Consider the following 14,287-nt stretch of genomic DNA (forward strand, 5'->3'; position numbering starts at 1 on the left):
GGTGGTTCATCAGCGCCCCCCGGCAGCCACCGCGAGCGCCGCCAGGCTCTCTTCAGGCTGAGGCAGGGCCACCACCACCAGTTCGGCGCGCAACTGCTTCACCGCCGACTGCGCAGCGGCGACCTCGGGCGCGGTGGTGTCGAAGTAACGCACCAGCGCCGCGTCAATGCCCCTGAGGTCGTCCTGCACCGAGTCCATCTGCCGGGCCAGCAGGCCGAGCCGTGCATTGAGCAGCCGCAGCTTGATGTTTTCCCTCAGAAAAAACGCCTGCTCGGGCGCCAGCAACGCGGCTTCAGGCCGGTCGATGCGGCTCACCCTCACCAGTTCGCGGCCGCTGCGGGTGACGTCTTCCCACACCTGTCGCCAGAACGACGTCCATCGCTGCGCCACGCGGTCCCAACCCGTCAGCACCGGCTCCACCGGTTCGATGGGCGCCGGCGCGTGGACCACCGGCTTGGGCGGGGCGCTGCCGGCGGGCGCCGGGGCCACCTGTCTCGGAGCCGTGACCTTGCTCACCACGGCACGCGGCCCCACATCGTTGGGGACCGGCCACTGGTCCACGCGCCGGGCCAGCTCGTCGAGACGCAGCACCAGCGAGGGCACATCGGCCACGGTCGTGCCCCGGATGCGCTGCACATCGCGCGCAATCGCACGCTGCACGGGATTCAAACGCGGCTGGGCGGCGCGGGCGATGCGGGCGTCGGCCGCCTGCAAAGCGGCCAGCAAGGGCTGCACACTGCCCGTGAGCTGCGTTTGCTGTTGCCCCAGACGGAGCGCAGACTCGATGTCCTGCACCAGGTTGTCGTCGCGGGACCGCGAGAGCGCCAGCATCAGTTCTTCGAGCTGGCTGCGCTGCAGACTCACCTCGGACAGCTTCACCTCGGCCACCGCCAGGCGCGCCTGCAGCTCCTGCACCTGGGCCTCGGCCTGCTTCGCCAGGGCCCGGGTCTCGGTGGCCTGCGTGTCGGTGTCCTGGCTGCGGCGTGCGAGTTCTTTCTGGGTATCGCCCAGCTTTTGCCACGACAGGCCGGCCATCATCAGCGCCAGCACCGCCAAGGCCATTGCGAAGGCCGTCAACCATGGACCTGCCCGGCGCGCGGGCGCCGCGGTCGGGGCGGGTGTGGTCACAGGCGGTGCGGAGGGGGTTTCGGGGGTGTCGGTGCTCATGAATGACTCCAAGCCGATTCTAGGGTGCCCAGCACGTCCGACAGCGCGGGGCGACTGCCGATGACATGGACAAAACCCGCTGCACGAGCCGAAGCCGCAATGCGTTCGTGGGTGCAGAGCGCGGCCGCGCGGGACCAGTCTGCCTGGGGCAACCCCTCGCACAGGTGGGCCAGCGCCTCCGAACTGCTGAAGAGCCAGAGTGTGCCAGCCGCGGTGCCCGCTTCGGCCTCGGCGCGCAGCCTGGGCGTCCAGTGGGGGGCATGGCGCTCGTAGGCCACACAGGCGTCCACCGTGGCACCCTGGGCCTGGCAGCGCTGGATCAACCAGTCCCGCCCGCTGCCGGCAGGCCCGTTGTGCGCGTCCAGGGTGGCCGCGACCGACGCCCCACGCACCACCAGCACACGGCCACCTGAACACACCTGAGAGGCCACCACTGGCCAGAGATGTTCGGAATCGAACTGCGCGGCATCGGCCGGCGGGCTGTCAATGCAGGAGGGGCTCACGCCATGTTGCTTCAGCGCCTCGGCCAGCACGCGGGCGGTGCCCGGCCCCGGCGCCCAGAATCGGGTGCCCGGCTCGGGCGTGGGCGACACCGGCACGGCCTGGGCAAAAAAGTGGTGCACCGCGGCCGGGCTGACGAACATCAACGCGTTCCAGTCGAGCCAGCGGGCACGCGCCTGTTGCAGCGCGTCGAGGGTGTGTCGGTCTCGGGGTTCGGCGATGTCGATCAGTGGCAAGGCCTGCACCGGCCAGCCTCGCGCCCGCAGGGCGTCCACCCAGGCCTCGGCTTCGGCCGCGGGCCGCGTGACGAACACCCAGGACCAGCGCCGTGAAGCCGGTCGCGGGTCGGACGGCGCCTTCAAGGCCTCAAGCCCCCGGCGGCTGGGCACCCGCCGCGCGCAAGGCTTCCGCCACGCGCCGGCCCAGGGCTTCGGCCTGCGCCAGGTCGCCGACCGTCGCTTGCTGGCCCACGCGCACGATGGGGGAACGTCCTTCGGGATCGCCCCAGGCCGCGTCCAGGCGCAGGCTCTGCGGATCGTGGGCGTCCCACTGTGCGTAGGCCGCCAGGGGCATGGAGCAGCTGCCCCCCATGGCACGCGACACCGTGCGCTCGGCGGCCACGCGCAGCCAGGTCGGCATGTGGACCAGGGGCGCCAGCGCGTCCACCAGATCGGTGCGCCCCGCGCGCACCTCGATGCCCAGAGCGCCCTGACCGGCCGCGGGCAAGGATTGCACCGGTTCAAAAATGGTTCGAATCCGCTGGGACAGCCCCAGGCGCTTGAGCCCGGCCGCCGCCAGCACGATGGCCTGGTACTGACCCGCATCGAGCTTGCGCAAACGCGTGTCGAGGTTGCCGCGCAGGGGTTCGATGCGCACGTCCTGCCGACCCAGGGCGTCCAGGGCTTCGCGCAACAGCACCAGGCGACGCAGGCTGGAGGTACCGACCACCGCGCTGGGCGGCAACTCGGCCAGCGACGCACACACCGGCGACACCCACGCATCGCGCGGGTCTTCGCGCTCCATCACGCAAGCCAGCGCAAAACCCTCGGGCAGGTCCATGGGAACGTCCTTGAGCGAGTGCACGGCGATGTCGGCACGGCCCTCTTCCAGCGCCACCTCCAGCTCTTTCACGAACAGGCCCTTGCCACCCACCTTGGACAGGCTGCGGTCCAGGATCTGGTCGCCCTGCGTCGTCATTCCCAGCAATTCGACGCGATGGCCCAAAGTTTGCAAGAGGGCTTTCACGTGTTCCGCCTGCCACAGCGCGAGACGGCTTTCGCGGGTCGCGATGGTGATGGACAGCGCAGGAGATGGGTTTGAAATGGACACAGCGAAGAACCAAAAAAAGATCAATCTCCAGACCCGGATCTGGAGCGTTTTCGTACCCGCTTGGTAACGGGACAAGCAGCTTTGAATGCTAGCATGGCCCCTGCCCAAAATTTCAGCAACCACCCTGCCCACGAGCCAGCCATGAGCCGAACGACTGCCCGCCCCGCCCTTCCCTCCACCGTTCGTTCTGGCAGCACCCGCGCCAAATCCAGCGTCGACAAGGACCAGCCTCTGATCGACGACATCCGCCTGCTCGGCCGTGTGCTGGGCGACGTGATCCGCGAGCAGGAAGGGGAAGACGCCTTCGACCTGATCGAGCAGATCCGCAAGCTCTCGGTGGCCTTCCGCCGCCACGCCGACCAGGACGCCGACAAGGCGCTGAAAAAGCTGCTCAAGGGCCTGTCGGGCCAGCAAACGGTGAGCGTGATCCGCGCCTTCACCTACTTCAGCCACCTGGCCAACCTGGCCGAGGACCGCCACCACATCCGCCGCCGCGCCGTGCACGAGCGCGCTGGTGAGCTGCAGGAAGGCAGCCTGGCGCGCACGCTGCAGCGCCTGCACAAGGCCGGCATCGCACCGGGCGCGATCGTCGACACGCTGGCGCTCAGCCACATCTCACCCGTGCTCACGGCCCACCCCACCGAGGTACAGCGCAAGAGCATCCTGGACGCCGAGCGCGCCATCGCACGGTTGCTCGGCGAACGCGACGAACAGGAGCGCCTGCCGCGCGAGCGCGACGACATCGAGGCGCAGATCCGCGCACGCGTCACCCAGCTCTGGCAAACACGCCTGCTGCGCTTCACCAAGCTCACCGTGGCCGACGAGATCGAGAACGCGCTGAGCTACTACGAGGCCACCTTCCTCACGCAGATCCCGCGCCTCTACAGCGAGCTGGAAGCCGGCCTGGGCGATGGCGGCGCGGCGGCCGCGATCGCACCCTTCCTGCGCATGGGCCAGTGGATCGGCGGCGACCGCGACGGCAACCCCAACGTGACCGCTCAGACACTGGAACTGGCTTTGCACAGCCAGGCCGACATGGTGCTGCGCCACCACCTGACGCAGTTGCACCACCTGGGGGCCGAGCTCTCGGTGTCGGCCATGCTGGCGAGCGTGAGTCCCGACATGAAGGCCCTGGCCGAACGTTCGCCCGACCAGAACGCCCACCGGCAAGATGAACCCTACCGCCGCGCCCTGACCGGCATGTACGCCCGCCTGGCCGCCACACTGACCGCACTGACGGGCGGAGAAGCCGCCCGCCACGCCGTGGCGCCGCAAGACGCCTACACCAGCGCCGTCGAACTGCTGGCCGACCTGCGCACCATCGAGTCCTCGCTGGTGGCCCACCACGGCGCGGCGCTCACCCGCTCACGCCTGCGCCCGCTGATCCGCGCGGTGCAGGTGTTCGGCTTTCACCTCGCCACCATCGACCTGCGCCAGAGCTCGGACAAACACGAAGAAGTGGTGGCCGAGCTGCTGGCCACCGCGCGCATCGAAGCCGACTACAGCGCGCTGGATGAAGCGGCCAAGCGCGCTGTGCTGCTGCGCCAGCTGAACGACGCGCGGCCGCTGCGCGTACCCGGCGCGGCCTATTCGGCCCACACGCAGGGTGAGCTCGCGATCTTCGACAACGCACGCACCGGCCGTGAGCGCTTCGGCGCCCAGGCAATCCGCCACGCCATCATCAGCCACACCGAAACGGTGAGCGACCTGCTGGAAGTGCTGCTGCTGCAGAAAGAAGCCGGGCTGGTGCGCGGCCTGCTGGCCGAAGACGCGGTGGCCGACCTGATCGTGGTGCCGCTTTTTGAAACGATTGAAGACCTGCGCAACGCCGCGCCCATCATGCGCGACTACTACGCCCTGCCCGGCGTGCGGGCCATGGTGCACCGGGGCACGGCCGATGGCTACAGCGAGCAGGACATCATGCTCGGCTACTCCGACAGCAACAAGGACGGCGGCATCTTCACCAGCAACTGGGAGCTGTACCGCGCCGAGATTGCGCTGGTCGAGCTGTTCGATTCGCTCAACCAGGACCATGACAAGACCATCCAGCTCAGGATGTTCCACGGCCGGGGCGGCACCGTCGGCCGTGGTGGCGGCCCGAGCTACCAGGCCATCCTGGCACAACCCCCGGGCACGGTGCGCGGCCAGATCCGCCTGACCGAGCAGGGTGAGGTGATCGGCTCCAAATACGCCAACCCCGAGATCGGTCGCCGCAACCTGGAAACACTGGTCGCCGCCACGCTCGAAGCCACCTTGCTGCAGCCCACGCGCGAAGCGCCCAAGGCCTTCATGGAAGCCGCGGCCGAGCTGTCGGCGGCCAGCATGTCGGCCTACCGCGCGCTGGTGTACGACACCCCGCGCTTTGCCGAGTATTTTTTCGCCTCCACCCCGATCCGCGAAATCGCCGAACTCAACATCGGTTCGCGTCCGGCCTCCCGCAAAGCCACCCAGAAGATCGAAGACCTGCGCGCCATCCCCTGGGGCTTCAGCTGGGGCCAGTGCCGCCTCACGCTGCCGGGCTGGTACGGCTTCGGCTCGGCGGTGCACACCTTCCTGCACAAGGACGGACCCAAAGGCGTGGCCAAACAGAAGGTCTTGCTGCAGAAGATGGTCAACCAGTGGCCGTTCTTCAGCACCCTGCTCTCCAACATGGACATGGTGATGGCCAAGAGCGACCTCGCCCTGGCCACGCGCTATGCCGAGCTGGTCGACGACAAGAAGCTGCGCAGCAAGGTGTTCACCGCCATCGAGGCCGAATGGCACCGCACGGCCGACGCCCTGTCGCTGATCACGGGCGAGAAAAAGCGGCTGGTGGACAACGCGTCGCTGCAACGCTCCATGCGCCACCGATTTCCCTACATCGACCCGCTGCACCACCTGCAGGTCGAGCTGGTGCGGCGTTACCGCGCGGGCGAGAACCAGGCCGATCGCGACGAAAAGGTGCGTCGCGGCATCCACATCTCGATCAACGGGATTGCGGCGGGGCTGCGCAATACAGGCTGACCCCCCGCGCCGCCTGCGGCGTCACCCCCCACCTGCGGCCGGGCGAAGCCCGTTCCGCGGTGTTCTGGGTGGGGGTCACTTCTTTGATTGCGGGTTTTGCATCTCGGATCGGTGCATTGACCGCGTCAAACCTAGAATGCGCCTGTGACCCACATCCTCAACGCCGATCTCCACTGCCACTCCGTCGTCTCCGACGGCACTCTCACCCCTGAGGCCCTGGCGCAACGCGCCAAGGCCAATGGTGTCGAGCTGTGGGCGCTCACCGACCACGACGAAATCGGCGGCCAGGATCGCGCCATGGCCGCCGCACGGGACGCTGGCCTGCCCTACCTGACCGGGGTGGAGGTGTCGGTCACCTTTGCCAACGTCACGGTGCACATCATCGGCCTGGGTTTTGACCACACCCAACCGGCGCTGGTCGCGGGCCTGAAGCAGACGCGTGGCGGGCGCGAGGAGCGGGCGCGCGACATGGGCGCCGATCTGGCCAAGGTGGGCATCCCCGGGGCCTACGAGGGCGCCATGAAGTACGTCGGCAACCCGGAGCTGATCTCGCGTTCGCATTTCGCGCGCTACATCGTCGAAGCCGGTTTCTGCACCGACACCAACGCGGTGTTCCGCAAGTACTTGGCCGAAGGCAAACCCGGTTTTGTGCCCCACCGCTGGGCCAGCCTGGGTGATGCCGTGGGCTGGATCACGGGCGCGGGCGGTGTCGCCGTCGTGGCCCACCCGGGGCGCTACAAATTCACCGCCAACGAAGAGTTCGCGCTGTTCACCGAGTTCAAGGCGCACGGCGGCCAGGGCGTCGAGGTGGTCACGGGCGCGCACAGCCAGGCCGACTACGTGAAGTACGCGGAGTTCTGCCGCGAGTTTGACCTGCTGGCGTCCCGCGGCAGCGACTTCCACAGCCCGGACGAGAGCCACACCGACCTGGGCCTGCTGCCCAGCCTGCCCGGCGGCGTCCGGCCCGTGTGGGAACTGCTCGAAGCCCGCACCCATTGATGGACACGCGGCCCGAGGGCCAGGCTGCCCGCGTCACGCTGGGCATCACATTTCTGGTCACCGCGATGGCCTGCTTTGCGGTGCTGGACACGGCCGTCAAGTACGTGGGTGCGTTCATCTCCATCCTGGTGGCGGTGTGGTTCCGCTACCTGTTCCAGGCGGTGGCGGTGTCCGCCGTCATGCTGCCATTGCGCGGTCGCGACCTGCTCCGGACCCGCCACCCCCGTTTCCAGGTGCTGCGCGGCCTGCTCCTGCTGACGGTGAGCGTGCTGTCGTTCTTCAGCGTGCAGGTCATGCCGGTGGGAGAGTTCACCGCGTTCGTGATGACCACACCGCTGGTCGTCACCCTGTTCGCCGCCCTGTTCCTGAAAGAAAAGGTGTCGCCGCTGCGCTGGACCCTGGTCTGCGGTGGTTTTCTGGGGGCCTTGCTGGTGGTGCAACCGGGCAGCGCCACGATCGGCTGGGCCAGCCTGCTCCCGCTGCTGATGGTGGTCACCTACGCCTGGTTCCAGATCCTCACCAGCCAGATGGCCCGCACCGAAGACCCGATGACCCTGCACTTCTACACCGGGTGGGTGGGCGCCCTGGTGAGCACCACCGCGCTGCCCCTGGTCTGGCAGACCGTGCCCGACGTGAAGACCCTGGCGCTGCTCAGTCTGGTGGGACTGATGGGCACGGTGGGCCACTTCCTGCTGATCCTGGCTTTTGCGCGCGCTCCCGCGTCCACGCTCACCCCCTACCTCTACGCCCAGATCGCCTTCGCGATGTTCTGCGGCTGGCTGGTCTTCGACCACGTCCCGGGTGGGCTGGAGCTGACCGGTGTCGCCTTGATCGTGGTCTGCGGTCTGTCGGCGAGCCGGCTCACCGCACGGGAAAACCAGCGCCTGCTGACGCCACCCGAGGGCTGAGGTGTGGCCTCCGCGCTCCGCCGCGGCGCGGGGAGGGTTGACCTGCGGTCCTGCGGCAGGCCTTTCGCCAGCGCACAATCACGCCATGTCTCAGTATTTCGAAGTCCATCCCGACAACCCGCAACCGCGCCTGCTCAAGCAGGCGGTGCAGCTGCTGGAGCGCGGCGGCGTGCTCGCGGTGCCCACCGACTCCAGCTACGCGCTGGTGTGCCACCTCGACGACAAGGCCGCCGCCGACCGCCTGCGCCGCATGCGCCAGGTCGACGACAAACACCACCTCACCCTGCTCTGCCGCGACCTGAGTGAGCTCGCCAGCTACGCCAAGGTGGACAACCGCCAGTACCGGTTGCTGAAGCTGGCCACGCCCGGGCCTTACACCTTCATCCTCGAAGCCAGCAAGGAAGTGCCGCGCCGGGTGAGCCACCCCTCGCGCAAGACCATCGGCCTGCGCGTGCCGGACCACATCACCCTGCTCGCGCTGCTGGAGCTGCACAACGCGCCGCTGCTCGCCACCACCCTCATCGCGCCGGGCGAGAGCGACCCGCTCAACGAAGCCGGCGAGATCCGCGACCGGTTCGAACACGACCTGGCCGGCGTGATCGATGCTGGCGCCTGCGCCCTCGAGGCCACGACCGTGATCGACCTCACCCCCATGGGCACCGGCGGCGAACCTGTGGTCGTGCGCCAGGGGCGGGGCGCGCTGGAGCCGCTGGGTCTTTGAGGCCAGACAGGCACGGCCTGCCCGGGAGCGGGCAGTCTGGGACAATATGGCGATGGACTTCGCCGACATCGTACAAACCGTTGCGCTCTACGCGCTGCCCGTGCTCTTTGCCATCACCTTGCACGAAGCGGCCCATGGCTATGCGGCATTGCATTTTGGTGACAACACCGCCCAGCAGCTGGGCCGCATCTCGCTCAACCCCATCCGGCACATCGACCCGCTCGGCACGATCGCGATGCCGTTGCTGCTGTACTTCGCCACCTCGGGCGCATTTCTGTTTGGCTACGCCAAACCGGTACCGGTCAATTTCGGCCGCCTGCGCAACCCCAAGCGCGACATGATCTGGGTCGCGCTCGCCGGGCCGGGGGCCAACCTGTTCCAGGCGATCCTGTGGACCCTGCTTCTCTATGTCTGGGCCGCCATCGGCCTGGAGGAACCCTTCTTTGTGGGCATGGCGCGGGCCGGGGTGGTGGTGAACCTGGTGATGTTTGCCTTCAACCTGTTTCCGCTGCCACCGCTCGATGGTGGGCGCATCCTCGTGGGCCTGCTGCCCTGGAAGCAGGCCATGCTCGTGTCGCGCGTCGAGCCCTACGGATTCTTCATCGTCATGGCACTGGTCATCACCGGCGTGGTCGGCAGTCTCTGGATGTACCCCCTGATGGGTGTCACCCAAAGCGCGATCGAGCTGCTGCTGACCCCGCTGCGCGCCCTGCTGTTCTGAGCCCCCCATGAAAAACCAACGCGTCCTCACCGGCATCACCACCTCCGGCACCCCCCACCTCGGCAACTACGTGGGTTCGGTCCGTCCTTCTGTGCGCATGAGCCTGCAACCGGGTGTGCAGAGTTTCTATTTCCTGGCCGACTACCACGCCCTCATCAAGGGCAGCGAACCGGCGCGCGTGCAGCGCTCCACACTGGAGATTGCCGCCACCTGGCTGGCCTGTGGCCTGGACCCGGAGAAGGTCACCTTCTACCGCCAGTCCGACATCCCCGAGATTCCCGAGCTGACCTGGTTTCTGACCTGTGTCACGGGCAAGGGCCTGCTCAACCGCGCCCACGCCTACAAGGCGTCGGTCGACAAAAACCACGCGGCGGGCGAAGAGCCCGACGCGGGCGTGACCGCCGGCCTCTTCATGTACCCGGTGTTGATGGCGGCCGACATCCTGATGTTCAATGCCCACCAGGTGCCGGTCGGCCGCGACCAGATCCAGCACATCGAGATGGCGCGCGACATCGCGTCCAGCTTCAACCACCTCTACGGCGAGCACTTCACGCTGCCCGAGGCAGTGACCGAAGACCACGTGGCCCTGCTGCCCGGGCTGGACGGTCGCAAGATGAGCAAGAGCTACGACAACACCATCCCGCTGTTTGCCCCGCGGGAGCAGTTGAAGAAGCTGATCATGGGCATCCTGACCGACTCGCGTGCGCCCGGTGAACCCAAGGACACGGAGGGCTCAGCCCTGTTCCAGCTGTACCAGGCCTTCGCCAGCGCCGAAGAAACCGCTGCGCTGGCCCAGGCCTACGCCGACGGCATTGCATGGGGTGACGCCAAGCAGGTGCTGTTCGAGCGCCTGGACCACGAAATCACGCCGTTGCGCGAGGTCTACGACCGGCTGATCCAGAACCCGGCCGAGATTGAAAAGACCTTGAAAGCCGGCGCCGAAAAGGCCCGCGCGGTGGCCACGCCGTTCACCGGCCGGTTGCGCCATGCCGTGGGCCTGCGCCCTCTGGACAGCGCGGTGGCTGGTCCAGCGGCCAAAGCGGCCAAGGCCGCAGCCCCCGGATTCAAACAGTACCGGGAGAAAGACGGGCAGTTCTATTTCAAGCTGGTCGACGCTCAGGGCAGCTTGTTGTTGCAGAGCATCGGGTTTGCCTCTCCGCGCGATGCGGCGCAAGCCATCGCATTGCTCCAGCAGCAGGGCCCGGCCGCCTTGGCCGGCCTGCAGGACCGCCTCAGCCACCAAGGCAATCATGCCGATCTGGACGCTGCGTTGCGGCATTTTTCAGAAGGCGCCCCCTGATTTATCGCCAGAATTGCATTCTAGGGACAATTGACAGGGTACCCCGGTGCACCTCAGGTGCGACAATCTCCGCAGAAGCCCTGAGTTCCCATGTTGGGAACCCCGGAACGCGAAAACTAAAAACAAGGTCTGCATTCCGGTGCAAATCGCTATCGCCAAACCCCCCTGTTGTCGATATGCTAGTAACCCGGAACACCTACTTTCACAGCACCCGCCATGAGTATATTTGTCATTGACGACCATCCGCTGATGCGCGAGGCAGTCGTCATGCTGCTGCGCCGCCTTCGCACCTCCACCCAGGTGATCGAACTGGAGCGGCTGGCGACCGTCAGCCGTGCCATTGCCGAACACGGTGAGCCGGAACTGGTGTGCCTGGACCTGAAACTGCCCGACACCCACGGGGTGTCCGGCGTGCGCGAAGTGCGACAAATGCTGCCCGACACGTCCCTGATCGTGCTGTCGGCCTCGCCCGCATCCGACTATGAAGACCTGGCCCGTGAAGCCGGCGCCGACGCCTACGTTGAAAAATCGGCCGGTGCCGCACAGATCGGCAAGGTGTTGCGTGAGTTCCTGGCCGACGAGCCCGAAGACGAAAACGCGCCGACCATTCCGGAAAAACTGTCCAAACGCCAGAAGCAGCTGCTGGTGATGCTCGACCGGGGCCTGTCCAACCGCGACATCGCCGAAGAGTTGCAGATCAGCGAACACACGGTCAAGGTGCACCTTTGGCGCCTGTTCCGCCGACTCAATGTGAAGAGCCGCTCACAGGCCAGCCACCTCGCCCGCACCGCAGGCCTGCTCGACCTCTGATCCGCTGACAGCGCGGGCCGGGCGGCCGCCTTCACGGCGGTGCACGGCTCAGGTCGCCACGTCCGGCACCAGGTGTTTCTGGGTGTACGCCGGCAACATCACCCGAAACACACTGCCCCGGTTGGCCACGGACGACAGCGCGAGCTGGTAGCCCATCATCGTGGTCAGCTTGGACACGATGGTCAGCCCCAGGCCCAGGCTGTCTTCGGTGCCCTGGTGCTGTGACACCCGGAAAAACTCCTGGAAGATGGCCTGCTGGTGTTCGCGCGCAATGCCCACGCCGGTGTCCCAGACCTCAAACACCAACATGTCGTCGCGGTGACGCAGCCCGAGCAGCACCCCCCCGTGGGTCGTGTGGCGCAGCGCGTTGGACAGCAGGTTGCCCAGGATGCGGCGCATCACCACCGGATCGGCCCAGATGGTGGTCGGCCGGGTGTGCGTCCTGAGCTTGAGCGATTTGCCCGACGCCACCGGCTCAAACTGCAGCGCCAGGTCGGCGAACAGCTGCTCCACATCCACATGTTGCAGGCGCACCTTGTAGTTGCCTGCATCGATGCGCGTCAGGTCGAACAGCGAGTCAAACAGCTCGTTGATCGCCCGGGTGGACTGCAGGATGCGCGGCGAGATGTCGCGCGCCATCTCCGGCTCGGTGGCGAGCCAGTCGGCGTACAGGCTCAGGGCGTGCACCGGCTGGCGCAGATCGTGCGCTGCCGACGCCAGAAAACGGTTCTTGGTGGCCACTGCGCGCAGTGAAGCACGGGTCTGCTGGGTCAGCGAATCGATCAACTCCTCGTTGGAGAACTGCAGCTCGAAACCGGCGCGGTACACCTGATGCAGGCGTTTGCCCGCCATCATCAGCAGCCACCAGAACACCATCAGAAGGACCAACGCCCCGCCCGCCATGCGAAGGGTCTCGCTGGTGTAACCATGGACGAAGGTGTTGAACAGCACACCAAACACCACCGACAGCACGAGGCTGTGGGCGTACCGCCGGAAAATCGGCTGGTAGGCACTGACCGCCACCAGGGCCAGCAGGCCCTGCCCCAGCACCACCACGCCGCAGACAAACTGGGTCCCCATGTCCGAGCGCCCATAACTCAGGGCCACGACGGCCCCCCAGAGCACGGCGACCGCGATCCAGGTCCATTGGTAACGGCTCACGAAAGCGAGGCGGTGAGGGCCTTCGCTGCTGTCGTAACGCAGGCGGTAGATGCCCAGCATCCGGTAGCGCAACACCAGGATGGTGGCCATCAGCCCCACCCAGCCCGCCAGGGCCATGACGGGCACCTGCCCGAAGTACATCAGCAACACCAGCACCGGCACCGCCAAGGCCGCCGCGGCCAGCGAAGACAACACGTCGTCCATCAACACGCCAATGAGCTGCGAATTCACCCACTGGTCGCGCACCTCCACGGTGGCAGGCACGTGCTGGTAGGTGGCGGGCTGGGTATCGACGAGCATGGGTGGGCGAAATGGGGGCCTGAAGTGTTGCAGCGCTTCCAGCGCTTCGAACGTGAAAAAACCCCTGAAGCTGCTGCTAGAATCGAGGGCTTCGACGCGGAGAGATGGCAGAGTGGTCGAATGCACCGGATTCGAAATCCGGCGTACTGTTTATACAGTACCGAGGGTTCGAATCCCTCTTTCTCCGCCAAGGTCATTCCTTCTTCAACGCCCACCGCCCGTGGGCGTTGTCGTTTCTGGCGATGGCTCAGCCCAGCAGCGCCGCCAGCCCGCCCTCGGCTTCGAAGCGCCGGTTGCGGTAGCTCAGCCGGGTGGGCCCCTGCCAGACGGCCTCCCGCACCGGATGCGACGGATCCCCGGGATAACAGATCACCCGCTCGCCATCCAGGTCAAACGGCTCGGGCTCGATCAGCACCGGCGCGCGGCTGCGCGCGACCGCCATCACGTGCCCGACGTCGGCCAGCCGGACCAGCTGAACCAGGCTCATGATCTGCGGTGGCGCGAGATCGATCTCGCCAGCCCAATAGCGCTCCAGCCCGGCGCGCGGCGATGTCCACACCGCTTCGGTGGCTTCGTGGTCATCGTGAACGGCATCCTGACCCGCCGGCGCGGGCGCCACGAAAAAGCGGGTGTCGAACCGCTTGTTGGTGACCGAGGGCTGGCGCGGCGTCACCCAGCGCGACCAAGGCACCAGTTGGGTCGGCACGAGGCGCAGGCCGCATTCTTCGCGCGTCTCGCGCAGCGCCGCGACATGCAGGCCCACCGCCACGACGGGGGCCAGACCGGGTTCGCCAAGCGCCTCGCCATAGGCCTCGGGCGCGCGGTCGAGCCAGTCGGGCAGCGCGGCGCAATCGGTCGCGTCGAGCTTGCCGCCGGGAAACACGTGCACGCCACCGAGCACGCCGGAATTGCCGTGCCGGCGCACCAGCAGAACCTCCAGCCCCTGCGCGCCGTCGCGCAGCACCATCACAGTCGCCGCATCGACGGGCGGTGTCAGGACAAGGTCGGAATTGAGGAAAATGGCCATGCCGCGATTGTGCCGGCACGACGCCGACGCGTCAGGCCACCGGTCACCTTCATGACCAAGATGCCCCAATCTCCCGCCCTCGCCGACACACCCATGAACGACCGCCTCCCCTGCCCTCGGCCGCACCGGCCGACCTCGGCCTGTGCCCGGAGCGGACACAGCGCCTGATGCGGGTGCTGCAGGCCGAGGTGGACCGCGGTCGCCTACCGGGGGCGGTGGTGCTGCTCGTGGACTGAGCCCGGTGCAGCTCAGGCGGGGGTCTTCGCCGGCCGTTGCCAGCGGAAAAACATCGGGTAGACCTTCTCCACCACCGGGCCGTTGAAGTCCCAGGCCAGGCACT

Annotated in this window: 12 protein-coding genes and 1 tRNA gene; 8 read left to right on the forward strand and 5 right to left on the reverse strand. The window is 67.3% G+C overall.

The window, feature by feature from the left end; translation table 11 throughout:
- Positions 1–9 precede the first annotated feature (9 nt).
- Genes IV088_RS15745 through hemC form a run of 3 tightly spaced genes read right to left on the reverse strand, consistent with a single transcriptional unit; the run spans position 10 to position 2,997 of the window.
- Entirely contained in the window at positions 10–1,167 is a 1,158-nt protein-coding gene (locus IV088_RS15745) for a uroporphyrinogen-III C-methyltransferase (protein WP_291103940.1), read from the reverse strand.
- Positions 1,164–2,030 carry a uroporphyrinogen-III synthase gene (locus IV088_RS15750; protein ID WP_291103943.1) on the reverse strand — a complete coding sequence of 289 codons (867 nt, stop codon included), beginning with the start codon at positions 2,028–2,030 and terminating at the stop codon, positions 1,164–1,166. Before IV088_RS15750 ends, IV088_RS15745 begins: the two co-directional genes overlap by 4 nt.
- A gap of 4 nt (positions 2,031–2,034) precedes the next feature.
- Positions 2,035–2,997 (reverse strand): hydroxymethylbilane synthase, encoded by a 963-nt coding sequence (gene hemC, locus IV088_RS15755; protein ID WP_291103946.1) that lies wholly within the window; start codon positions 2,995–2,997, stop codon positions 2,035–2,037.
- Between the two features lie 141 nt (positions 2,998–3,138).
- Between hemC and ppc the strand changes: the two genes are divergently transcribed.
- The 7 genes from ppc (at position 3,139) to IV088_RS15790 (ending at position 11,459) form a co-directional block, all read left to right on the forward strand.
- Positions 3,139–6,000: a phosphoenolpyruvate carboxylase gene (gene ppc / locus IV088_RS15760; RefSeq protein WP_291103949.1), complete on the forward strand. Its 2,862-nt coding sequence runs from the start codon at positions 3,139–3,141 to the stop codon at positions 5,998–6,000.
- Between the two features lie 144 nt (positions 6,001–6,144).
- On the forward strand, positions 6,145–6,999 hold the full coding sequence (locus tag IV088_RS15765; protein WP_291103952.1) for a 3',5'-nucleoside bisphosphate phosphatase: 855 nt from the start codon (positions 6,145–6,147) through the stop codon (positions 6,997–6,999).
- Positions 6,999–7,907 carry a DMT family transporter gene (locus IV088_RS15770; protein ID WP_291103955.1) on the forward strand — a complete coding sequence of 303 codons (909 nt, stop codon included), beginning with the start codon at positions 6,999–7,001 and terminating at the stop codon, positions 7,905–7,907. The genes IV088_RS15765 and IV088_RS15770 overlap by 1 nt, the downstream gene beginning before the upstream one ends.
- An 85-nt stretch (positions 7,908–7,992) precedes the next feature.
- Positions 7,993–8,628 carry an L-threonylcarbamoyladenylate synthase gene (locus IV088_RS15775; protein ID WP_291103958.1) on the forward strand — a complete coding sequence of 212 codons (636 nt, stop codon included), beginning with the start codon at positions 7,993–7,995 and terminating at the stop codon, positions 8,626–8,628.
- Positions 8,629–8,680: 52 nt separating this feature from the next.
- Complete coding sequence (locus IV088_RS15780; protein WP_291103961.1) at positions 8,681–9,349, forward strand: site-2 protease family protein; 669 nt, start codon at positions 8,681–8,683, stop codon at positions 9,347–9,349.
- A gap of 7 nt (positions 9,350–9,356) precedes the next feature.
- Positions 9,357–10,649: a tryptophan--tRNA ligase gene (locus tag IV088_RS15785; protein ID WP_291103964.1), complete on the forward strand. Its 1,293-nt coding sequence runs from the start codon at positions 9,357–9,359 to the stop codon at positions 10,647–10,649.
- Positions 10,650–10,865: 216 nt separating this feature from the next.
- The gene (locus tag IV088_RS15790) at positions 10,866–11,459 is read left to right on the forward strand and encodes a response regulator transcription factor (protein ID WP_236964286.1); all 594 of its coding nucleotides are present in this window, start codon (positions 10,866–10,868) and stop codon (positions 11,457–11,459) included.
- Positions 11,460–11,507: 48 nt separating this feature from the next.
- Here the strand turns inward: IV088_RS15790 and IV088_RS15795 are convergent, their stop codons facing one another.
- Positions 11,508–12,920: a HAMP domain-containing sensor histidine kinase gene (locus IV088_RS15795; RefSeq protein WP_291103968.1), complete on the reverse strand. Its 1,413-nt coding sequence runs from the start codon at positions 12,918–12,920 to the stop codon at positions 11,508–11,510.
- Positions 12,921–13,018: 98 nt separating this feature from the next.
- Here IV088_RS15795 and IV088_RS15800 point away from each other — a divergent pair.
- Positions 13,019–13,110: transfer RNA gene (locus IV088_RS15800), tRNA-Ser, on the forward strand.
- A gap of 57 nt (positions 13,111–13,167) precedes the next feature.
- Here IV088_RS15800 and IV088_RS15805 read toward each other — a convergent pair.
- Positions 13,168–13,947 carry an NUDIX domain-containing protein gene (locus IV088_RS15805; RefSeq protein WP_291103971.1) on the reverse strand — a complete coding sequence of 260 codons (780 nt, stop codon included), beginning with the start codon at positions 13,945–13,947 and terminating at the stop codon, positions 13,168–13,170.
- Positions 13,948–14,287: the final 340 nt, after the last annotated feature.

It is taken from the genome of Hydrogenophaga sp., from assembly GCF_018780075.1.
Classification (GTDB): Bacteria; Pseudomonadota; Gammaproteobacteria; order Burkholderiales; family Burkholderiaceae_C; genus Hydrogenophaga.